17 protein-coding genes are annotated in these 23,373 nt (G+C 60.7%); 14 read left to right on the top strand and 3 right to left on the bottom strand.

What is annotated here, in order from left to right:
* Window positions 1-183 precede the first annotated feature (183 nt).
* The 6 genes from typA to ASG35_RS25105 all read left to right on the top strand — a co-directional run bounded on the left by typA (window position 184) and on the right by ASG35_RS25105 (window position 10,081).
* Entirely contained in the window at window positions 184-2,010 is a 1,827-nt protein-coding gene (typA, locus tag ASG35_RS25130; RefSeq protein WP_056364121.1) for a translational GTPase TypA, read from the top strand.
* A gap of 302 nt (window positions 2,011-2,312) precedes the next feature.
* On the top strand, window positions 2,313-5,171 hold the full coding sequence (locus tag ASG35_RS25125; RefSeq protein ID WP_056364119.1) for a 2-oxoglutarate dehydrogenase E1 component: 2,859 nt from the start codon (window positions 2,313-2,315) through the stop codon (window positions 5,169-5,171).
* Between the two features lie 206 nt (window positions 5,172-5,377).
* A complete protein-coding gene (gene odhB / locus ASG35_RS25120) occupies window positions 5,378-6,691 on the top strand; it encodes a 2-oxoglutarate dehydrogenase complex dihydrolipoyllysine-residue succinyltransferase (RefSeq protein WP_056364117.1) in 1,314 nt (437 codons plus the stop codon).
* Between the two features lie 104 nt (window positions 6,692-6,795).
* Window positions 6,796-8,226, top strand: coding sequence for a dihydrolipoyl dehydrogenase (gene lpdA / locus ASG35_RS25115; RefSeq protein ID WP_056364115.1), 1,431 nt, complete (start codon window positions 6,796-6,798; stop codon window positions 8,224-8,226).
* A gap of 105 nt (window positions 8,227-8,331) precedes the next feature.
* Window positions 8,332-9,429, top strand: a complete 1,098-nt coding sequence (gene zapE / locus ASG35_RS25110; protein WP_056364114.1) for a cell division protein ZapE — start codon at window positions 8,332-8,334, stop codon at window positions 9,427-9,429.
* A 163-nt stretch (window positions 9,430-9,592) separates the two neighbouring features.
* Entirely contained in the window at window positions 9,593-10,081 is a 489-nt protein-coding gene (locus tag ASG35_RS25105; RefSeq protein WP_056364112.1) for a transposase, read from the top strand.
* 63 nt (window positions 10,082-10,144) lie between these two features.
* Here the strand turns inward: ASG35_RS25105 and ASG35_RS25100 are convergent, their stop codons facing one another.
* From ASG35_RS25100 to ASG35_RS25090, 3 genes are all read right to left on the bottom strand, one after another.
* Window positions 10,145-10,618 (bottom strand): DUF2147 domain-containing protein, encoded by a 474-nt coding sequence (locus tag ASG35_RS25100; protein WP_056364107.1) that lies wholly within the window; start codon window positions 10,616-10,618, stop codon window positions 10,145-10,147.
* Between the two features lie 151 nt (window positions 10,619-10,769).
* Entirely contained in the window at window positions 10,770-12,473 is a 1,704-nt protein-coding gene (locus ASG35_RS25095) for a ShlB/FhaC/HecB family hemolysin secretion/activation protein (protein WP_056364106.1), read from the bottom strand.
* A 453-nt stretch (window positions 12,474-12,926) separates the two neighbouring features.
* On the bottom strand, window positions 12,927-14,759 hold the full coding sequence (locus tag ASG35_RS25090) for a collagen-like triple helix repeat-containing protein (RefSeq protein WP_056364105.1): 1,833 nt from the start codon (window positions 14,757-14,759) through the stop codon (window positions 12,927-12,929).
* A gap of 836 nt (window positions 14,760-15,595) precedes the next feature.
* On the opposite strand from ASG35_RS25090, the gene ASG35_RS31090 reads away from it, so the two are divergent.
* The 8 genes from ASG35_RS31090 (at window position 15,596) to ASG35_RS25055 (ending at window position 23,372) form a co-directional block, all read left to right on the top strand.
* Window positions 15,596-15,757, top strand: a complete 162-nt coding sequence (locus ASG35_RS31090; RefSeq protein WP_082508601.1) for a Flp family type IVb pilin — start codon at window positions 15,596-15,598, stop codon at window positions 15,755-15,757.
* A 195-nt stretch (window positions 15,758-15,952) separates the two neighbouring features.
* The gene (locus ASG35_RS25085; protein WP_056364104.1) at window positions 15,953-16,522 is read left to right on the top strand and encodes an A24 family peptidase; all 570 of its coding nucleotides are present in this window, start codon (window positions 15,953-15,955) and stop codon (window positions 16,520-16,522) included.
* An 8-nt stretch (window positions 16,523-16,530) separates the two neighbouring features.
* Window positions 16,531-16,998 (top strand): TadE/TadG family type IV pilus assembly protein, encoded by a 468-nt coding sequence (locus tag ASG35_RS25080; protein ID WP_056364103.1) that lies wholly within the window; start codon window positions 16,531-16,533, stop codon window positions 16,996-16,998.
* 30 nt (window positions 16,999-17,028) lie between these two features.
* Entirely contained in the window at window positions 17,029-17,988 is a 960-nt protein-coding gene (gene cpaB / locus ASG35_RS25075; RefSeq protein ID WP_056364101.1) for a Flp pilus assembly protein CpaB, read from the top strand.
* Between the two features lie 109 nt (window positions 17,989-18,097).
* Window positions 18,098-19,618 carry a type II and III secretion system protein family protein gene (locus tag ASG35_RS25070; RefSeq protein WP_082508600.1) on the top strand — a complete coding sequence of 507 codons (1,521 nt, stop codon included), beginning with the start codon at window positions 18,098-18,100 and terminating at the stop codon, window positions 19,616-19,618.
* A gap of 51 nt (window positions 19,619-19,669) precedes the next feature.
* A complete protein-coding gene (locus ASG35_RS25065; RefSeq protein WP_056364633.1) occupies window positions 19,670-21,007 on the top strand; it encodes a fimbrial protein in 1,338 nt (445 codons plus the stop codon).
* Window positions 21,008-21,010: 3 nt separating this feature from the next.
* Window positions 21,011-22,378, top strand: a complete 1,368-nt coding sequence (locus ASG35_RS25060) for a CpaF family protein (RefSeq protein WP_056364097.1) — start codon at window positions 21,011-21,013, stop codon at window positions 22,376-22,378.
* The gene (locus tag ASG35_RS25055) at window positions 22,371-23,372 is read left to right on the top strand and encodes a type II secretion system F family protein (RefSeq protein ID WP_056364095.1); all 1,002 of its coding nucleotides are present in this window, start codon (window positions 22,371-22,373) and stop codon (window positions 23,370-23,372) included. The genes ASG35_RS25060 and ASG35_RS25055 overlap by 8 nt, the downstream gene beginning before the upstream one ends.
* The last annotated feature ends 1 nt before the right edge of the window (window position 23,373 follow it).

The raw sequence follows: 23,373 nt of genomic DNA, 5'->3' as shown, positions 1-23,373 counted from the left end.
TTTCGTCCTATTGCACATCGAGGAAGAAGAGGACACGCCGCCGTGCTACACTCTCGGGTTCCCATCGCGCCGAGTGCGGGGAAGTGGATTGTCTTCATGTTCGTTCCACGGCTAATTCCATTTGCTGACAACTAGCTTGCACCCACGGCGCTCAACTATCTGTACAAAGCTCCTCAAGCTCCTATGACCCGCGCCCTTCGCAACATTGCCATCATTGCCCACGTCGACCACGGCAAGACTACGCTCGTCGACCAATTGCTCCGCCAGACCGCCACGTTCCGAGAGAACCAGGCTGTGGTCGAGCGCGTGATGGACTCGAACGACATTGAAAAGGAACGTGGCATCACGATCCTTTCGAAGAACTGCGCGGTCGAGTACGAAGGCACGCACATCAATATTGTCGACACGCCGGGACACGCCGACTTCGGCGGCGAAGTGGAACGCGTGCTGTCGATGGTCGACTCCGTGTTGCTGCTGGTGGACGCCGTAGAAGGTCCGATGCCGCAGACGCGTTTCGTGACCAAGAAAGCGCTTGCGCTTGGTCTCAAGCCAATCGTGGTGATCAACAAGGTTGACCGGCCGGGCGCGCGGATCGACTGGGTGATCAACCAGACGTTCGACCTGTTCGACAAACTCGGCGCCACTGACGAACAACTCGATTTCCCGATCGTGTATGCATCGGGTTTGAATGGTTACGCAGGATTGAAGCCGGACGTGCGCGAAGGCGACATGCGTCCTCTGTTCGACGCAGTCCTGGAACACGTTCCGGTTCGCCCGGCCGATCCGGAAGCGCCGCTGCAGTTGCAAATCACGTCGCTGGATTATTCGTCGTACGTTGGCCGTATCGGCGTTGGCCGGATCACCCGTGGCCGTATCAAGCCGGGTATGTCGGTGGCCGTTCGTTCAGGCCCGGATGGCGCGATCATCAACCGCAAGATCAACCAGGTTCTGTCGTTCAAGGGCCTGGAGCGCGTGCAGGTCGAATCGGCTGAAGCCGGCGATATCGTGCTGATCAACGGCATTGAAGAAATCGGCATTGGCGTGACCATCTGCGCGCCGGACGTTCCGGAAGCGCTGCCCATGATCACCGTGGACGAACCCACGCTGACCATGAACTTCCTCGTGAACTCCTCGCCGCTGGCAGGACGCGAAGGCAAGTTCGTCACGAGCCGCCAGATTCGCGATCGCCTGATGAAGGAACTGAATCACAACGTGGCGTTGCGCGTGAAGGAAACCGGCGACGAAACCACGTTCGAAGTGTCGGGTCGCGGCGAACTGCACCTGACCATTCTCGTGGAAAACATGCGTCGGGAAGGTTACGAACTCGCCGTGTCGCGTCCGCGCGTGGTCATGACCGAAGTCGACGGCGTGAAGCATGAGCCGTACGAAAACCTGACCGTCGACATGGAAGATGCAAACCAGGGCGGCGTGATGGAAGAACTGGGCCGCCGCAAGGGTGAAATGCTCGACATGGCGTCGGACGGCCGTGGTCGTACGCGTCTCGAATATCGTATTTCGGCGCGTGGCCTGATTGGCTTCCAGTCGGAATTTCTGACGCTCACGCGCGGTACGGGTCTGATGAGCCACACGTTCGATTCGTATCAGCCGGTGAAGGAAGGCGGCGTGGGCGAGCGTCGTAACGGCGTGCTCATTTCCCAGGACGATGGCGCTGCTGTCGCCTACGCATTGTGGAAGCTGCAGGATCGCGGCCGCATGTTCGTCTCGCCGGGCGAGCCGCTTTACGAAGGCATGATCATCGGCATCCACAGCCGCGACAATGACCTGGTCGTGAACCCAATCAAGGGTAAGCAGCTGACCAACGTGCGTTCGTCGGGTACGGACGAAGCAGTGCGCCTCGTGCCGCCGATCCAGATGTCGCTGGAATACGCGGTCGAGTTTATCGACGACGACGAACTGGTCGAAGTCACGCCGCAATCCATCCGTCTGCGCAAGCGTTACCTGAAGGAACACGAGCGTCGCAGCGCCAGCCGCAAGGGCGCAGTGGATTAATTTCCGCCTGCTCGAGCCTCGCAAAAAGCCACCCTCGGGTGGCTTTTTTGTTGCGCCGCATCCTGCCGTTGCATGTGTCCCTTATTCGCGAAAGGTCCACGAAAGCCCGCCAGACAAGCTTTCCGGGCGCGACCATCGGCGCGTCGACTTAATGATATGTGCTATGCTAGCGGATGCATTGCCAGTTTTAGGTCCTTCCAAGCAGACTTGATTCGCGCAATCCGCTAAACGGTCAGGCCGTGTTGCGGAAGGTTGAGTAACCCGCTATTTCTCGAGAAACTCGAAGAAAGGTGAGCGTAAAAATGATGAAGCAATCCCAGCTGAACTCCTATTTGTTCGGCGGTAATGCCCCGTACGTCGAAGAACAGTACGAGGCATATCTCGATAATCCCGCGTCAGTGCCCGAGACCTGGCGTACCTATTTCGATGCGTTGCAAAACGTGCCCGCATCGGATGGGACAAATCACAACGACGTGGCCCACGGCCCAATCGTCGAGTCGTTCGCTCAGCGTGCGAAATCGAACGGCTTCGTGCCGCGCGAAAGCAGTGCTGACCTCGCGACCGCGCGCAAGCAGGTCTTCGTTCAGTCGCTGATCGGCGCGTACCGCTTCCTCGGCTCGCAATGGGCCAATCTCGATCCGCTCAAGCGCCGCGAGCGCCCGGCAATTCCCGAGCTCGAACCCGCGTTCTACGACTTCACCGAAGCCGACATGGACCAGACGTTCCATGCGCAGAACCTGTATTTCGGGCTCGAGCAGGCGTCGTTGCGTGAAATCGTCAAGGCGTTGCGCGATACGTATTGCGGCACCATCGGCGCCGAGTTCATGTACATCAGCGATCCGGAACAGAAGCGCTGGTGGAAAGAACGCCTCGAGTCGATCCGCTCCACACCGAATTTCTCCGCCGACAAGAAAAAGCACATTCTTCAGCGCCTGACGGCGTCGGAAGGACTCGAGCGTTTCCTGCACACCAAATATGTTGGCCAGAAGCGCTTCTCGCTGGAAGGCGGCGAAAGCTTTATCGCGTCGATGGACGAAGTCGTTCGCCATGCGGGCGCTGCGGGCGTGCAGGAAATCATCATCGGCATGGCTCACCGTGGACGCTTGAACGTCCTGGTGAACACGCTCGGCAAGATGCCGGCTGATCTTTTCGCCGAATTCGAAGGCAAGCACGTCGATGACCTGCCGGCTGGCGACGTGAAGTATCACAAGGGTTTCTCGTCGGACGTTTCAACCGATGGCGGCCCGGTTCACCTGTCGCTCGCGTTCAACCCGTCGCACCTTGAAATCGTGAATCCGGTGGTCGAGGGTTCGGCGAAAGCGCGGATGGATCGTCGCGGCGACGTGGACGGCCTGCAAGTGCTGCCGGTCCAGATTCACGGCGACGCGGCGTTTGCCGGTCAGGGCGTGGTCATGGAAACGCTGAACCTCGCGCAAACGCGTGGTTACGGCACGCACGGCACGCTGCATATCGTCATCAACAATCAGATCGGCTTTACGACGTCCGACCCGCGCGATGCACGTTCGACGCTGTATTGCTCGGACGTGGCGAAGATGATCGAAGCGCCGGTGCTGCACGTGAACGGCGACGATCCGGAAGCGGTCGTGCTGTGCACGCAGCTGGCTATCGATTACCGTATGCAGTTCCACAAGGACGTGGTTGTCGACATCATCTGTTTCCGCAAGTTGGGTCACAACGAGCAGGACACGCCGGCGGTCACGCAGCCGCTGATGTACAAGACGATCGCCAAGCATCCGGGTACGCGCGCGCTGTACGCTGAAAAGCTCGTGCAGCAGGGCGTGATCACGGCGGAAGACGCTGACGGTTATGTGAAGGCGTATCGCCAGGCAATGGATGACGGTCATCACACGGTCGATCCGGTGCTCTCGAACTACAAGAGCAAGTACGCGGTGGACTGGGTTCCTTTCCTGAACCGCAAGTGGACCGACGCAGCCGACACAGCCGTGCCGCTCGCCGAACTGAAGCGTCTGGCCGAGCGCATCACCACGATCCCGGAAAACTTCAAGGTGCATCCGCTGGTCGAGCGCGTGATCAACGATCGCCGTGCAATGGGCCGCGGCGAAGCGAAGCTTGACTGGGGCATGGGCGAACATCTCGCGTATGCGTCGCTGGTGGCATCGGGTTATGCCGTGCGTCTGACGGGCCAGGATTCGGGTCGCGGCACGTTCACGCATCGTCACGCTGTTTTGCACGATCAAAACCGCGAGCGCTGGAACGACGGCACGTACATTCCGTTGCAGAACATTGCCGATGGTCAGGCGAAGTTCACGGTGATCGACTCGGTGTTGTCGGAAGAAGCGGTGCTCGGTTTCGAGTACGGCTATTCGACGGCCGAGCCGAACACGCTGGTTGCTTGGGAAGCACAATTCGGTGACTTCGTGAACGGCGCGCAGGTTGTGATCGACCAGTTCATCTCGTCGGGCGAAGTGAAGTGGGGCCGCGTTTCAGGTCTCACCATGCTGTTGCCGCACGGTTATGAAGGACAGGGTCCGGAGCACTCGTCGGCGCGTATCGAACGATTCCTGCAGCTTTGCGCGGATCACAACATGCAAGTGGTTCAGCCGACCACGCCGGCGCAGATCTTCCATCTGTTGCGCCGTCAGATGATCCGCTTGTTCAGGAAGCCGCTGATCGTCGCCACGCCGAAGTCGCTGCTGCGCCACAAGGAAGCAGTGTCGGACCTGTCGGAACTGGCGAAGGGTTCGTTCCAGCCGATCATCGGCGAAACGGATACCGCGATCGAGCCGAAGAAGGTCAAGCGCGTGATCGTGTGTTCGGGCCGTGTTTATTACGACCTGATCGCGCATCGCCGCGAAGCGAAGGCGAACGACGTTGCGATCGTTCGTATCGAGCAGTTGTACCCGTTTGCCCACAAGCAGTTCGACGCGGAAATCAAGAAATACGAACACGCGACGGAAGTGGTCTGGGCACAGGACGAGCCGCAGAATCAGGGCGCCTGGTTCTACGTCGAGCATCATTTGCGCGAAGGCATGCGTGAAGGACAGAAGCTGGCTTACAGCGGCCGTCCGGCATCGGCATCCCCGGCAGTCGGTTATTACGCGAAGCACTACGAGCAGCTGAAGGCGCTGATCGAAGGCGCGTTTGGCCGGTTGAAGGGCGCGCAGACGATCTCGAAGTAAGCGGTTCCGACCGGGGAGCGCCGTAACGCGGCTCCCCGGTTGTTCATGCGCTGTCCTGTGATTCGATTTGGAATGTGGAATGCACAAGCAGCGCTCGCCGTAAGTTAGATGCGCGCTGCATTCACACGCTCTGGAAAACCCAAGAATAACGGCGTCGAACTCAATGGTCACGATGCCGTACCCAGATACATTCAGGAAAAAACATAATGTCTATCGTAGAAGTCAAGGTTCCCCAGCTGTCTGAGTCCGTGTCGGAAGGCACCATGTTGTCGTGGAAGAAGAAGCCGGGCGAGGCGATCGCCATCGACGAAATCCTCATTGAAATTGAAACGGACAAGGTCGTGCTGGAAGTGCCGGCACCGGCTGCGGGCGTGCTCACGCAAGTCATCAAACATGACGGCGACGTGGTCGGCGCGGAAGAAGTGATCGCAATGATCGATACGGAAGCGAAGGCCGGCGAAGCACCGGTGGCCGCAGCTGCTGGCGACGCAGAAGTGGCGCCGGCTCCGCAACCGCAACAGGAAGCCGCACCGGCCACGACGAGCGCTTCGGCTTCGAACACGTCGGCTTCGCCTTCGGCAGCGAAGATCCTTGCTGAAAAGAATGTGTCGAGCGATCAGGTTTCGGGTTCGGGCCGCGATGGCCGCGTGACCAAGGGTGATGCATTGGCCGCCACGCAAGGCGCGCCGGCTGTTGCTGCCACGCAAAGCGCGCCGGCGCCTGCGCCTGCTGCAAAAGCGCCGGCTGCGAAGGCTCCGGCTGCCGCCAAGCCGTCCCTGCCGGACGTGAAGGCACCGGGCGCCGACCAGTGGTTGAAGGATCGTCCGGAACAACGCGTTCCCATGTCGCGTCTGCGCGCGCGTATTGCCGAGCGTCTGCTCGAATCGCAGCAAACCAACGCCATCCTGACCACGTTCAACGAAGTGAATATGGCGCCGGTTATGGATCTGCGTAACAAGTACAAGGATCGCTTCGAGAAGGAACATGGCGTGAAGCTTGGCTTCATGTCGTTCTTCGTGAAGGCCGCCGTTCACGCGCTGAAGAAGTTCCCTCTGGTGAACGCTTCTATCGACGGTAACGACATCGTCTATCACGGTTACTTCGATATCGGTATTGCCGTCGGTTCGCCGCGTGGCCTGGTGGTGCCGATCCTGCGCAACGCCGACCAGCTGAGCCTGGCCGAGATCGAAAAGAAGATTGCCGAATTCGGTGCGAAGGCACGTGATGGCAAGCTGTCGATCGAAGAAATGACGGGCGGCACGTTCTCGATCTCGAATGGCGGCGTGTTCGGCTCCATGTTGTCGACGCCGATTATCAATCCGCCGCAATCGGCCATTCTCGGCGTGCACGCAACGAAAGAACGCGCGGTGGTCGAGAACGGCCAGATCGTGATCCGTCCAATGAACTACCTGGCGCTCTCCTACGATCACCGGATCATCGACGGTCGCGAAGCGGTGCTGTCGCTGGTTGCCATGAAGGACGCGCTGGAAGATCCGGCTCGCTTGCTGCTGGACCTGTAAGCCCGGAAGTTGCCCTTTAAATTCAGCGTTAGAACCTTATTTGGGACTCATGGCACGCTCGATAGACTCGGGCGTGCCGTGTATCCAACAAGAGAAGGATAGTCATGTCCAAAGAATTTGATGTCGTCGTGATTGGTGCAGGCCCTGGCGGGTACATCGCGGCGATTCGCGCGGCGCAACTCGGCAAGTCGGTTGCGTGCATTGAAAGCTGGAAGAACCCGGCCGGTAACCTGAAGCTCGGCGGCACGTGCCTGAACGTGGGCTGCATTCCGTCGAAGGCGTTGCTGGCGTCGTCGGAAGAATTTGAAAACGTCTCGCATCATCTCGGCGATCACGGCATCAACGTGGGCGACGTGAAGCTCGATATCTCGAAAATGCTTGCTCGTAAAGACGGCATTGTCGAGAAGATGACGAAAGGAATCGAGTTTCTGTTTCGCAAGAACAAGATCACGTGGCTGAAGGGCCATGGCAAGTTCACCGGCAAGACGGACGCCGGCGTGCAGATCGAAGTGAGCGGCGAAGCGGAAACGGAAACCGTGACGGCGAAGAACGTGATCATCGCGACGGGCTCGAAGGCGCGCCATCTGCCGACCATTCCTGTGGACAACCGAATCGTCTCGGACAACGAAGGCGCACTGACGTTTGATTCGGTGCCGCAGAAGCTGGCTGTGATCGGCGCGGGCGTGATCGGCCTGGAGCTGGGTTCCGTTTGGCGCCGTCTGGGCGCGAGCGTGACCGTGCTCGAAGCGTTGCCCGCGTTCCTCGGCGCATGCGACGAATCGCTTTCGAAGGAAGCCGCAAAGCAGTTCAAGAAGCAGGGTCTCGACATTCATCTCGGCGTGAAGATCGGCGAAGTGAAGACGACGGATTCGAGCGTTTCGGTCGCGTACACGGACAAGGACGGCAACGCGCAAACGCTCGACGCCGATCGTTTGATCGTATCGATTGGCCGCGTGCCGAACACGGACAACCTCGGTCTGGAAGCAATTGGCTTGAAGACGGACGAACGCGGTTTTGTTCCCGTCGATGACCATTGCGCGACGAGCGTGCCGAACGTGTACGCAATCGGCGACGTGGTGCGCGGCCCGATGCTCGCGCACAAGGCGGAAGACGAAGGCGTGCTGGTGGCCGAGATCATCGATGGTCAGAAGCCGCATATCGACTACAACTGCATTCCGTGGGTGATCTACACCGAACCGGAAATTGCGTGGGTCGGCAAGACGGAACAGCAACTGAAGGCTGAAGGCCGCGAGATCAAGACCGGGCAGTTCCCGATGATGGCGAATGGCCGCGCGCTCGGTATCGGCAAGGCTGACGGGTTTGTGAAGATGATCGCCGATGCGAAGACCGACGAACTGCTCGGTTGCCACATCATCGCGGCGAATGCGTCGGATTTGATCGCCGAAGCGGTCGTGGCGATGGAGTTCAAGGCGGCATCGGAAGATATCGGCCGGATCTGCCATCCGCATCCGTCGTTGTCGGAAGTGATGCGCGAAGCTGCGCTCGCCGTCGACAAGCGCGCGCTCAACATGTAATTGCAGCAGGCTTGAGCAGCATGGCGAAGGCGGGCGGGAGTTATCCCGCTCGCCTTTGTTTTTGTCCGTCTTCCTCAGTCTCAATTGGCCTTGAACCCACGCACCATGAACGTCACCGAATACTACGAACACGAACTAGAGACGCGGGGATATCAGTCGGACGCGGCGCAGCTCTCGGCGGTCGAACGCCTGCAGCGCTGCTACGACGAATGGGTCGCGTACAAGGCGCGCCGCTCGAACGCGTTCAAGAAGCTGATCTCGCGTCCGGAGTTGCCGCGCGGCGTGTACATGTGGGGCGGAGTGGGGCGCGGCAAGAGCTTTCTGATGGACAGCTTTTTTGCTGTCGTGCCGGTGCAGCGCAAGACGCGTCTGCATTTTCATGAGTTCATGCGCGAGGTGCATCGCGAGCTGGAAGAACTGAAGGGCATGGCCGATCCGCTCGATGAACTCGCGCGGCGCGTGGCGAAGCGGTATCGGCTGATTTGCTTCGACGAGTTTCACGTGTCGGATATCGCCGACGCCATGATCCTGTACCGTCTGCTCGACCGCTTGTTCGGCGCGGGCGTGCAGTTCGTGATGACGTCGAATTACGACCCTGACTTGCTGTATCCCGATGGTTTGCATCGTGACCGCTTGCTGCCTGCCATCGAACTGATCAAGTCCAAGCTCGACGTGATCAATGTCGATGCCGGCACGGATTATCGCAAGCGTACGTTGTCGCAAGTGAAGGCGTACCACACGCCGCTTGGCGCCACCGCGGACAAAGCCTTGCGCGCCGACTTTGCGAAGCTCGCCGCCGTGCCCGATGAAAGCCCGATCCTGCGCATTGAAAAGCGTGAATTGAAGGCGCTGCGCAAGGCCGACGGCGTGGTCTGGTTCGACTTCGCCACGCTCTGTGGCGGACCGCGATCGCAAAACGATTACCTCGAACTGGCAAGCCGTTTTCATGCCGTGATTCTCTCGGAAGTCCCGAAGATGTCGCCGCGCAATGCATCGGAGGCACGTCGTTTTACGTGGCTGATCGACGTGTTCTACGACCACAAGGTAAAGCTGCTGATGTCGGCGGAAGTGCCGGCCGAGGAGCTCTACGTCGAAGGTCCGATGGCCAACGAATTCGCGCGCACCGTCTCGCGGATCACCGAGATGCAGTCGAAGGAATATCTGGAGTCCGAACGTCGGCTGGTCGATACATCGCTGACCTGAGGACATAGACCGAACGGACGATTGACAATGCGAGACTCATAATTTCGCGCGCAGGTATCTGCCGTAAGGCTTTGCGCGCTATTTCAAGATTCAGACATGTCTGATACCGGGGTATCGGGCGGATGCGTATCTTCTGATCACTTACTTGTGATTGGAGGAAACCATGAAGCCTTACCGCGATATGTCCGACGAAGAATGGCAATTGGTGGCGCCGCTTCTGCCCGAATTGCGTCCCCGTTCAGAGTTGCGCGGCCGGCCGCTCGCCAACACCCGCGCCGTGCTCAACGGCGTACTCTGGGTGATGTACAGCGGCGCTTCATGGTCCACGCTGCCCCGCAAATATCCGTCGTATCAAACATGTCATCGCCGCTTCAAGGCGTGGCATGACTCGGGCGTGCTGGCTCGTGTGATGCAGCAATTGTTCGGCGGCGCGAGTGAAGGTTTGTACTTGCTGATGACATCGCGTATGCGTGTGCCTGTGGAGCTGCCAGCCGGTCTCGGCGGTCACTCGGCCGATCTGGTACGCAGCACATCGGTGAACGGCGATGCTCGTCCGGTTTTCGTGCCTGTCGTGCAAGCGCCGAATGCCACGCCCGGTGCCGCTCCAACTGTGCCCGGTGATTATGTCGATGGCGTACGCCGCGCCGCTTGATGCCTTAAAAAAAATCCGGCCTGGTGCCGGATTTTTGTTTTGGCCTCCGAACGTTCGCAAGGCTTATTGCTGCCTGACCCACGTTTGCGAGCGTCCAAGCAGCGACACACCAATGTAGCCGCGAACCACGAGCTTCTGGCCGTCTTCGTCAAGATGCATCTTGCACTTGTACAGCTTGCCGTTCTCGGGATCGAGAATCTGGCCGCCATCCCACGCATCGCCATCCGGCTTCATGCCGTTGATGATCGTCATGCCCTTGAGCAATTGATCCTTGCGGGAATCCGTGCAGGCTGTGCATCGGCGAGTGGGATCGTTGTTGTTGCCTATCCCTTCGAGAATTTTGCCGGATAGCGTGCCGTCGCTGTCCTGCATGATCTGAACCACGGCTTTGGGCTGGCCGGTTTTATCGTCGATGGTCTGCCAGAGTCCAGCTGGCGATGCAGCCTGTGCAAGCGTACTCGCGGCCGATGCCAGCAGCGCGCCGGTCAGCAAGATGCGTCTGAATTGCCGATGCGCGCGATCAGTCGTACTCGTCATGCTTCCTCCTGGAGGTGAAACGTCTCTTGATTGTATTTGCCGCTAGTTGGCGGACAGAATACGTTAAAGCATCATGGACGTTTGATAGGACTTCCTCTAGTTGGTTCGTGGCGGGCAGGCACGACTATCGCGCGCATCGTTCGGCCAGCGCTTAGTTGAACTGAAAGGAGAATGTCGCGTTTACGCGTGGGCTGCGCGATCCGTTGCCTTCCACGGGTGCGTCGCCAACAGGTTTTGCCAGCGATAAATCCAGGCTGTAGTACTTCGCATCCGACACGCGAAAGCCGACTCCGACCGACGCCAGCCTGCTCGGTTTCGCCGCGCCGCCATGCAGGTAGACGCGTGCGGTATCCACCGATACGTAGGGCGTGAAGGTCTTCAGGAACGCAAGCCCGATTGCGAATGGCCGGTTCACTTCGGCCGACGCCGCCCAGCCCGAATCGCCCGATACTTCGCCCGGCTGATAACCAAGTGCAAAGCGCTGGCTGCCGAACGCGATCTGCTCCGACGTCGGCAGCGAGTCCGGGCTGTATTGCCCGGTCGCGGCGACCGTAGTGCCGATCTTGTACGGCCATTCGTTGGTTTGCGAAATCGTGGCGCCCGTGCGCACGAAGGTGAGCGAGATCGGGTTGGTCGTGACAACGCCGGGAATATTGGTTTCGGCCGCCTTCGATGCCCCCAGCACGTTCAACGCCTTCGCCACGTTAATGCTTGCTCGCCGCACGGTCCCGGTATCGACGCCGGTGTAGTCGAGCTGGAGCGTCGTCACGCGGACTTGCGAACGCTGGCCGAGTTGCGCGCCCGTGATCGTGTTCTTGAAACGGTCTTCATCGTGGGACGCATATGCGCCGGCCGTTCCGATCAGGCTGCGTGTATTGCTCAAAATGAACGGGTACGAAGCCGACAAACCCACCTTGTCGTTGACGACGGTACGTTCGACGAAAGAGGGCAGGCCGGGGTTATCGACGGGATGACCGTAGTAATGCGAAGCATCGACCTTGGCGGTGAAACCATCGGTGCCGATGGGCAATGCGCCGTTGACCGCGAAGTAGGTTTGATCGTTGCGGCCCTTCGGCAGCAGGGCCGACGCGCCGATCGTCTCGCCCTGACCCAGCACGCCGTTTTCGGTGGCGCTCACGATGCCCTGCAGGCCCGGGTGATTCATGTCGATACCCGTGGCGAAGTTGAACGGCTTGCGTTCCACATCGAGTTCGAGCGACGTGGCGCCATCGGTCGTTTGCGGCGGCGCGACGGTTGCCGCGATCTTCACGCCAGGCGTGAGGCCAAGCATGTTGACGTAGCGTTCGAACGTATCCTGCTTGAGCGGGCGATCGGCGCGAATCCGGTCGGCGACGGCGCGAATGCGCTTTTCCGCGGTGCCGGGATCGCCTTTTATTTTTACATCGGCTACGAAACCTTCGACCACCGTGATGCGCACCACGCCGTCATCGAAGGTCTGCGCAGGCACAAACGCGAAAGACAGCGCGTAGCCACGTTCCTTGTAGAGCGCGGTCACGCCGTTCGCGGTTTCCATCAATTCGCCGATCGTGACGTCTTTGCCCACAAGAGGCGTGAAGCGTTGGGCGATTTCATCGAAGGGGAGAGTCTTGACGCCTTCAATCTGGATTTTCTGCGGCGTCAAATGACGCGCGAGCAACTCCTGGAGGTGAGGCGTTTGCGTCTGGACATCGACAGTGACCGACGGCGGCTTTTGCGGCGCGTTCACCTGCGGCAATGCGTCGAGCGGATTACCCGCCACGGACGGGCGCACGGCTTGCCCGCTGGTTTGCGCTTCAGCGGCGTGCGCAGCCACCGCTGCGGCCAGCAGCGTCCATTTCCATTCCTTGATCTTCACGGTACGGCCCTCGTTGACTTTTATCGTGCGAACTGCGGCTCTCGCCCGCGTTCGTCATCGTTTGCTGCTGATGCAGTGATACACGTCTGTATTACGGCTCTTACGGCCTTAACTTTCGCTTTATTTGCGGCTTATTTGCCGGTCTATTTTCTTTCCCCGATAAAACTCCGGGGCAGCGGGTGGTCATCCTCGCGTCGATCTTTTTGTCCGTCGTGCGCCGTCTGGCCGGGCGGGCTGCATCGATGGATCAAGTGTTTGCGTTCATGCGAAAACGGCGCCGCAAAGGGCGCCGGCGAAACCATGTATTGCGGGACATTAGAGCGTTCGAAGGGATCATGAAGGGGCGTATGGACGCGTACCTCCTCGTCGCAGGGACGTATCGAAGAAGTTTCACCATGAAACGCCGCCTGGGGATGGCGACGCTTCATGGACCCGTCTGCAGTGCCTTCAGTGTTACTTGTTATGCGCGCCAAGCAAGCCGCCGACAAGCGTGGTCACGCCGCCGAGAGGATTGGCCGGCGAATTGCTCGCGCTGCCGCCCGTGGTGCTCGCGAGACCGACGCCCACGCCCACTCCGGCGGTCGTTGTCGTCGTGCCGGTCGATGGCGATTTGGTCGTCGTCGCGCCTGCACCCACACCCACGCCTGCAGCCAGCGAGCCCGTCAATCCACCAACCACGCCCGATACCGGCGCGAGCAAGTTGCCCGCAGCGCCCGTGCCATTGCCCGAGGTCGCGCTGGTCAGGGCGCTTGTCGTGCCGCCGACCGCACCTGCAACCGGCGTAGCGACGCCTGTCGCGACCGTGCCGATGGTATTCGTCAAGCCACCCACCAGCCCCGACACCGGCGCGAGGGGACCTGCGCCTCCGGGCGCTGCGCCTACGCTGGCCAATGTGCCCGTCAGGCCGCTGACAAGGCCGGTAACCGGAGCCAGGGCGCCCGTTGCGCCGCCCGCGCCGCCGACACTACCCAGGCTGCCGGTCACGCCGCTGACAAGCGATGCAACCGGTGCAAGCGGACCTGCTGCGCCCGGCGCTGCGCCTAGTCCGGCAACCGTATTCGTCAAGCCGCCGACAAGACCCGTTACCGGGGCGAGGGGACTTCCTGAGCCGCCCGCGCCACCCGTTGTGCCGCTCAGGCCGGAAAGAATGCCGGTGATCGGCGACAGCGGCGTTGCGCCCGGCGTGCCGTTCACGAGACCGCCTGCCGATGCCAGCGTCGTCCCGGTGCTGGACACCACGTCGCCAAGACCGCTGGCAAGCGGATTGTTCCCCGTCGATGCCACCGTCTGACCCGCCGAGTTCAGCGTGCCGCCGAGCGTGGTAAGCAGGTTGTTGACCGGTGCGCCCAGGCCCGTCGCCGAGCCGACCGTTTGCGTGAGCGAGCTGGCCATCGTGGTGATCGGGGTGATCGCCGTGCTGACGCCTTGCGTGACCTGACTGACAGCGCCCGTCGATAACGTCGTGCCAAGCGCACCGCCGACCTGCGTAACCGCGCCGCCTACGCCGGTCACGAGCGTGCCGACCGGCGTGGTAACGGGTGCGAGCGGGGACAGCGCACCGCTGCCGACGCTCGTGACAAGTTCGCCTGTGCTCGATACCGCGTCGCCTGCCTTCTGCACAACGCCGCCGGTGCTGGCGAGTGTGGTGCCGACCGGATTTGCGCTCGATCCAATCTGTCCGAGGCCTTGCGATACGCCGTTGCCGAGCGCGCCCACGGCGCCGCCCAGATTCGATACAACGTCGCCCGCTGCCTGAGTTGTTGCAGGGCTCACGCCCGGAAGGTTGGCATTACCAACGACTGAGCCGAGACCAGAAACCGTATTGCCCACTGCCGTTACGACGTTGCCCGCATTCGTGGCGATGCCAGCGACCGGAGTCACGGTCGGCGTACCGCCGCCGGTTCCGCCGCCACCCGTGCCTCCACCGCCTGTGCCACCGCCGTTCCCACCGCCTGTACCGCCACCCGTTCCGCCGCCTGTACCTGTTCCACCGCCACCAACCACGACTGTTCCACCACCACCGACCACGACAGAGCCGCCGCCGGTTGTGCCCGTTCCGCTGCCACCGCTGGCGGTGTCGGTGCCGGTTCCGGATGTGCCGCCATTGCCGGCCGACGTACTTCCGTCACCGCCGGTGGTGGGAATCGCACCGCTCGAGCCGGAGCTACCGAGTTGTTTGCTGGTTGAACCTGAACCGCCGCATGCGCCGAGCGTCAGCATGGTCGCAATGGCAGCAGTAAGAATGGTGACGCGCAGTGCGCCCGTGTGATTGTGTGTGGTCTTCATAACGCCCTCGGATGGTATTTAGTTTTGTGTGCTCTTTTGAACTGCCATCGTTTTAATGCAGGACGCGTGCCATTGCGCACAGACATTTGCGCAGGACTCTGAACTACGATCGGGTTAACCAGATAGTACAAGGCGCGGTATGGCTTTGCGGGATGAGAAGGGAACGCGCGTGCAAGTGTTCCTGTTCCGGGCGACGTGTCACGTAACGTAACGTCCGTGCGATGTCGTTACGAAACAGGACGTAACACGTTTTGTCGCGGGCGCTGAAAAGCTTTCGAAATATCGAGAGTCCAAAATTGCAGCGCGTATGCCGCCATAAAGCACAGGTCAAACCCGCCGTTAACTAAATAGTGAACCGTAAAAAGTGAACGCGTATGCGTAACGACTCGCCGAACGCAACTCCACGCCAAATGCAACAACTCGGCAAACTCAATTCGATACATCTAATTCAGAGAACGCTAACAACGCGCACGAAAATGACACAGAATTTGACGATTGCCGCCAAGTCGTTGAGCAGAAAGTGTTGTTGTTCCACAATGCTTACCGATCAAGGGTATCAACCAATAAAATTATTGCCATGTACCCGTTGATTTCAAGATAGCGTTCAGCTATAAATCGTTACATGGATGCATCATTTAACATCGCGACGGGTGGAGGCTACATCGAGTACATATCTAGAACCTGAGAGAATCGACGAGTGAACCAGCGCGCCAAGACGCGCAACAAGGCATACGGACACAAGACTGCGGGTTAGAGAGAACCCGCTGGCTACGATCCACAGAAATGCCGGACCACTTGTCAAAAATGGCCATTAAAAAATATCCGAGGGCAACATCATGTCGAACTTCATCAAACGTTTTTCTCACGACGAACGCGGCGTCACAGCGATCGAATACGGGCTCATCGCCGGAATCATTGCTGTAGCGCTTGCCACGTCCATCACTGCGGTGTCGGGCAAGCTCACGACCGTGTTCACGGCCATCGTTACCGCGCTTTAATAACCTGGGCTTCGCGCAGCCAGGCTTAGAGCGCCACGTTCTCATTGCGTATTGGCTCCTGTATATATCGGCATTTCGCCGGTATATACAGGGCGCTGCCTGTTACTGCGTTTATTCGCAATAACGCAGGCGGCGCTTAGCCATGCGCGGCCGTGTCGCAATGCTTTTTAATCAAATGCGATAAACCGCAATTGATTGGAAAGCCGTGTCTGGCGTTTGCGATTCAATATCGTGATTAACGCCGCGTTATTCGTTAGCTGGGCACTCGCGGTCGTTTTACTCGATTGCTTTTGGCGCCGCATTCCAAACTGGCTGGTTATCCTTGGCCTGCTGCTCGCGTGCGCGCTTGCGGCAATCGGCTATTCGCCATTTCACATTACGTTGAAGGACGCCGCACTCGGGATTTTGGCCGGTCTTACCGCGCTCGTGCCGTTTTATTTGATGGGCGTAATGGGCGCGGCGGACGTCAAGATTTTTGCGGCGTTGGGCGCGTGGTGCGGCGTGCATGCACTGCTCGGCTTATGGATGGCCGCGAGCGTCTTTGCCGGCATTCACGCGGTATGCCTGATCGTTCGGGCGATGATAAAAGCGCGGCAAGCCGACACGGCACATGTCGTTCACGTCGACAACGGCGTCGTGCGCACCGGACGTGCGCGTCACGCGACCTTCATGGTCGGTGGCCGCCGGGCAACGCCTTATGCCGCATTGCTCGCGGCTTCTGCGTTGGCGAGTCTCATGCTCCAGACCGTCGGAGCCATGCGATGAAACAGCTAATGAAGCGAGCTTCTACACAACGCCGTCGGCGGCTGCAACGTGGCAGCACGGCCGTGGAGTTCGCGCTCGTCTTCCCCGTCTTTTTCCTGATCTTCTACGCGATCGTCACTTACAGCGTGATCTTCGCAGCGAAGCAATCGCTTGCGCTCGCAGCTTCCGAAGGGGCACGTGCCGCGCTGAAGTTCCAACCATCGGCGACCAGTGCAGCGACCGCGCTCACGCTGCGTGCGACCGCGGCATGTACCACCGCCAACGGACTTTTGAACTGGCTTGCGAATGCTGCGCCCTGTACGGCGACCTACGCGCCTTGTTCGTTCGATGCATCGATGCAATGCGTGAATGTCTCGCTGAAATACAACTACGCGAGCAAGCCGCTCGTTCCTATTCTGCCGCTCATCGGATTGCCGACGCCGGCCACGCTCACGGCAAACGCCATGGTGCAACTCAACCCGGAGAACCTGTTCTGAGCGTGACACGCGTTCCGGACGAACATGAACATGGCCAATATCACTCGTATCCTCGCCGGCTCTCTGATCGCGTTGGCGCTGCTGCTCGGCATCTTCGCGTGGTCGCTTTCGCGTCGCGCGCCGGCGCCTGTTGCGCCTGTCGTGCAATGGGAGGCCAGCTTCCCCGTGGTCGTGGCCTCACGCGATCTCCCTGCAGGCAAACCGATAGAAGCCGATGCGCTCACGCTGCGCATGGCGCCGTCGCGTGGAGCAGGCGAATTCGGGGATGCCGCGCCGTTGATCGGCCGCCTTCCGGTCATCGCGATCGCGGCGAACACTACGCTTACCGAGGCCAGTCTTTCGATGGGACTCGCCGATGCCATCGCGCCCGGAGAACGTGCTGTCGCGGTTCGCGTCGATGAAGGCAATGCCGTGGGCAACCGCGTGCGGCCGGGCAATTTCGTCGATGTGTTTTTCATGCTCAAGCGTGACATGAACGCGGGTCCCGGCGCCGAGGCCGAGGTTGCGGCAACGCAGGCGCGGTTGTTGTTGTCGAGAGTGCGGGTGCTGAGTTTCGGCGACGCCACGTTGCCCGGCACAGCGGACAACGGCGATGCCGCGTCCAGTGCCACGCGCGCGCCGAGCGCCGCCGGCGGATCGCGTACCGCCGTGCTGGCGGTGCGTACGGCCGATATCGACGCATTGACGCTTGCCGAAGGGGCGGGGCGTCTGGTGCTCGCGCTGCGCAATCCCGCCGATCGCGATGTGGCAGAACCCGTTGCGATGGCGCCGCTTCTGGCATCGCTAAGGATCACGAAGGAAAACAAGGGATCGACGCCAACGGGATTGTCGCTGCAGACGCTGGCTGGCGGGTCTGCGGCCCAGCCGGCAAAGCAGGTGTCGCCGCCGCCGTTACCCGACATGGCTGCTGCCAGGTCGCCGCGTGTCCAGGCGGCATCGAATGATCTGGAAGTGATTCGCGGCGCACATAGGGAAAAAATAACCTACTGAAACTCTGGCGAGTGACGTAAACCTAGTTAGAAGTACCGAATATATTGAAAGTGAAGGTCGGGGCCATGCCGCCGTGTGGCGACAACGCAGTACGTAGTCGATATTAAAAATGATTAAAGCCAAGGGTTCTGTTCGAGGACGGTTTGATTGCAGCGCCCGGCGAGTATCAATCGCCTTGCTGGCGTGTTTGTGCGCGCTGGCCGCGGGAAGCACGCTTGGCGCCAATACCGCACGTGCCGCGAGCGCTGCATCGGGCGGAGATGGCGCGGCGGACCCTGCTTCGCGCGTGCTGGAGATCGCGGTTGGCGCACAACGGCAAATCGCACCGGGCCGCGCATTGCAGCGAGTAGCGGTAGGTGACCCGAGCGTCGCCGATGTCCTTTGGCTCAAAAGCAGCAGCGGCGCCGCAAGCGGCTTGCTGTTGGTCGGAAAAAGCGCGGGTCATACGGAAATGATGTTGTGGGAAAAGGGCAGCGCGCAGCCGCGTACTTACTCGATCAATGTCACCACGCAAGCCGCGCGTGAGCTGCTCGGCAGGGATACACCCGCGGTCAACGTGCTCGGCGGCACGGCGGTGATCACCGGATCTGCCGCGACCGTGGAGTCGCATCAGCGCGCTCTTGCTGTCGCGAAAGATGCAGTGGGTAAAACTGCGGATGGCGCGGCCGGTTCCGATTCGAAAGATGCTGGAAAACAGGACGGCGGTTCATCGGATGCATCGGCGGGCGGCGCGAAAAGCGCATCTATTCTGGATGCATCCACGGTAGCCGTGCGTCCCGTGGTTCAGGTCGATGTGAAGGTCGTGGAGTTCAGTAAATCCGTGTTGAAGCAGGCAGGGTTCAACCTCTTCAAGCAAAACAACGCGTTTGCCTTCGGGACGTTCTCGCCTTCGTCGCTTGCGTCCTACACGGGCGGCGCGACCACGAACCTGCAGGTCCAGTCCGCGTCGCCTATCAGCAGCGCGTTCAACCTCATCGTAAATCTGGGCACGCGCGGGATCTTCGCGAACTTGAGCCTGCTGGAATCGAATAATCTTGCGCGCGTCCTGGCCGAACCTACGCTCGTCGCCTTGTCCGGCCAGAGCGCAAGTTTCCTGGCCGGCGGCGAAATTCCTGTTCCAGTACCGCAAACGCTGGGCACGATTAGCATCATCTACAAGCCGTATGGCATTGGCCTCACGGTCACGCCGACGGTGCTCGGGCCGCAACGTATCGCGCTGAAGGTCGCGCCGGAAGCGAGCCAGCTCGACTTCCAGCATGCATTGACCATCAACGGTATTTCCGTGCCCGCGATCACCACGCGTCGCGCCGATACCACCGTGGAACTCGGCGATGGCGAGAGTTATGTAATCGGCGGCCTGATCGATCGCGAGACGATGTCGAACGTCGACAAAGTACCCATGCTCGGCGACCTGCCGATCATCGGCTCATTTTTCAAGACCTTGCAGTACACGCAGAACGATCGCGAACTGGTGATCGTCGTGACACCGCATCTCGTCTCGCCGATAGCAAAAGGCGCGCCGTTGCCCGGCACGCCGGGCGAGCAATCCGAGCAGCGCGACGGACCCGTGTGGCGTTCGTTCATGGGCGGTGTGGCATCCAGCGATATGGCACCGGGGTTTTCCAAATGATGCGCAATGGCCGGGATGTTCCAAAGCAAGAAACCACCAGAGGTGCGCGCGATGAACGCGAGAGCTCTTTCCTTGACTGAATTAGAAGCGCATGCACAAGGCATGCGGTTCCTGTGCGTCTGCGCGGATGCGGGACGACGCGCATGGCTCACGCGCGCGATCGGCACGCTGGGTCAGATCGAACATGTGCTGTTCGATCCGGTTGCGCTCGTGCCGAAGATCGCGGCGCTCGACGCGTCGCTTGTTTTCATCGACTTCGGGCCCGCACCGCTCGAGGCGCCGCAAGCGAGTATTGAGACCGCGACGGCGCTCGCCGCCGCCGTGCGCGATGCCTTTCCGGGCGTTGCCATCGTTGCGCTTGGGTCGATGCAGCATTCCGGCGGCGCGATAGCGGCATTGCGTGCGGGCGTGCGAGATTTTATCGATGTAGACGGAGAGCCCGAAGAAGCACTTCGGATTACGATGCAATTGCTGAAGCAGGCAAATGTCTCCGCACAAGTGGAGCGCGTGGCGAACCGTCACGGCAAGATTACCGTGCTGCTCGGCGCACGCATTGGCGTGGGCGTCAGCACGCTGGCCGCCAATCTCGCAGTCAAGCTGCAAAAGCGCGACGCCGCCGCGTTGAAGACCGCAGCGTTGCTCGACCTCGGCATTCCCGCCGCCGACAGTTCCGTGCTGCTGGACACGCACAGCGAATTCCATTTCGTCGATGCCGTGCGCAACCTTCGACGCTTCGACCAGACTTTTGTTCACACCGCGTTCGGCCGTCACGCCAGTGGTCTCGCCGTCACCACGCTGCCAGCCGATCTCGCGTCCATGCGCGAGGTGTCGTATGCATCGGCGGTAAGTCTGCTTAACCGCCTGCGGACGTTTTTCGATCATCAACTGGTGGATCTGGGTGGCTTCACGAACCTCGAGTTCATCGGTCAGGTCGTGCGTGCCGCGGACAACGTATGGCTCGTCTGCGATCCGAACGTGGCGTCCGCGGTGTCAGCGGTCGAGTTGCTCGAAAGCCTGCGCGAGCACGACGCGGATCTGCACGCCGATGCTCCACGCAAGCTGCAGCTCGTCGTGAACAAGTTCGATGCAACGCTGCACTTCGGCGCCGAGCAGATTGCCGAGCGTCTCGGGTTGCCATTGCTGGCGGTATTGCCTGCGCGCCCGCAGGCGCTCGGGCGCGCCGTCAACCAGGGCCAGTTGCTCGCGGATATAGCCGAGCGCGACCCTTACGTGCGCGCACTCGATACCTTGCTTTCGCGGCTCGGCGGCGGCAAGGCGCCGGACGCAAGAGCGTCCGTGCCGGCACCCGATGGCGCCACGACCGGCGCTTCCGCCGACGCGGCAAGCAGCGTCAAGCGATTCCTTTCCACTTTTAAAAAGCGGTCATAGACGATGGCAAAAGACATCGAATTCGCCGACGACGCCACTTCGTTCGCGCACACGCAACAGTTCCAGGACATCAAGAACGCGGCGCATGAACATCTGCTCACGCGCATCGAGGAACTGGGTGCGGAGTTCGGGCGATGGTCGCGTCAGGCGATCCATCAGTTCGTCGATCTGGAAATCGATGGCTTCGCGCGCCTGCGGCGCATTCCGCTCAACGAAAGCGAAGTGCGCCTGATCGCCGAGGCGTTGACGAAGGAACTGGCGGGGTTCGGGCCGATCGAGGATCTGCTCGCCGATCCGGCCGTTGAAGACATCCTGATCAACGGCTTCGACGACGTCTACGTGTCCCGTCACGGCATGCTCGCGAAGATCCCCGTGCGTTTCGCCGATAACGCGCATTTGCTGCGCATCGTGCGGCGCATTCTGGCGCCTATTGGACGGCGGCTGGATGAATCGAATCCCATGGTCGATGCCCGCTTGCCGGACGGCGGCCGCGTGAATGTCGTGATCGAGCCGCTGTCGCTCGACGGCCCGGTTGTGTCGATACGAAAGTTTCGCCGCGATCCCCTGCGTCCCGACGATCTGCTCGCGAACGGCACGTTCAATCCGGAGATCAGCGCGCTGCTCGACGCAGCGGTCGCGGCGCGCTGCAACGTGCTTGTATCGGGCGGAACGAGTTCCGGCAAGACGTCCTTGCTCAATGCGCTCGCGTTCTTCATTCCGAAACACGAGCGCGTGGTGACGATCGAAGATACCGCCGAACTTTCGCTCAATCATCCGCATGTGGTGCGGCTCGAAAGCCGCCCGGGCGGTTTCGACGGGGCGGGCATCGTGTCGATCCGCGACCTGCTGCGCAATACGCTGCGGATGCGGCCTGACAGGATCATCGTGGGCGAGGTTCGCGGCGGCGAAGTGCTCGAAATGCTCCAGGCAATGAACACTGGCCACGATGGTTCCATGGGTACGGTCCACGCGAGTTCGGCACGTGAATGTTTGTACAGGCTGGAAATGCTGGCCGGGTTCGCCGGCTTTCAGGGCACGGAGTCGAGCTTGCGCCGGCAGATTGCGAACGCGATCGATTTCATCGTGCAGATCGGGCGGTTATCCAACGGGCGCAGAAGGATCTTGTCGATCACGGAAGTGACGGGACTGTCCGACAATATCGTCGCGACGCAGGAGTTGTATCGATACGAACCGGTCTTGCTCGAAGGCGGCGAGGAACAGGACAACTGGGTGTCGCTCGGCATTCATCCGAGTTCGCCGAAGCTTGCGAAGTACCGGCAAACGCTCGGCAACGACATGCGCGAACGTGACAGTTTTAACGATGGTTTCGGCCGCGGCTTCGGGCGCTCGGGCGGGGGCTTCAATGTCTAGCGGTATCGGCTTCGTGCTGATGGTCGCGCTGCTCTGCGCAGCGGGCGGCTTGTTGCTGTGGCAGCGCGCGCAGGACACGCGCAACCGCGCGATGACGGACCGTTTTGTCGACCGCCGCGTGGCTTCCGTTCAAGCCGCCGCGCCGGCTTCCAGTGCAGCGCAGGCGCAACGGCCGCGCGTGAATGCGCCGTCCGCGATGCCAGCCCAGACCGTGCCACGCGGCGTTCGCGAACACGTTACGCACCAGCGCGAGCGCGTCTTGTACGCGTTCGGCAACCTGATGAGCCGCGCCGGAATTACCAATCCGCGTGCGCTGTTGCTCACCACCGGCACGCTGGTCGCCGCCGGCGCGATCGCAATCGGCCTGAGAACGCATTGGCTGATCGGAATGGGGTTCATTGCTTTCGGCGCCGTGTGTTTATATGCGTCGCTCTCGTGGCGCGCGCAAAAACGTTATCAGCGCATCACGCGGCAGTTGCCGGTTTTCCTCGATGGCATCGTGCGCCTGATCATTATCGGCAATAGCGTGCCGGCCTCGTTCCAGGCTGCGCTCACCACGGCCGACGCGCCCTTGCGCGAATGCCTCGACCGTGTGTCGCGCATGCTGCGCTCGGGCGTGGAGATCGATGTCGCGCTCAAACACGTCGCGCTCGTATATCGCGTCCGTGAGCTGGAGCTGGTTGGGTCGGTGCTGCGGGTATCGGTGCGGTACGGCGGCCGCTCGGACGTCATGCTGGACCGCATGGCAACGCTGATGCGCGACCTGGAACAAGCCGAGCGAGAACTGGTCGCGCTGACTACCGAGACGCGTTTGTCATCGTGGGTGCTGGGCTTGCTGCCGGTGGTCGTCGGCGGTTTCGTCGTCATTTCCAATCCTGCGTACTTCGCCTCGATGTGGGCTGATCCCATGGGCCAGCGCCTCGTGATTGTCGCAGCCGGGCTGCAAGTGCTCGGCGTGTTCCTGCTCTATTCGCTCGCGCGGCTCAAGGACTGAC

The organism is Burkholderia sp. Leaf177 (genome assembly GCF_001424345.1).
GTDB lineage: Bacteria > Pseudomonadota > Gammaproteobacteria > Burkholderiales > Burkholderiaceae > Caballeronia.
This window is presented reverse-complemented; position numbering and strand designations above follow the sequence as displayed.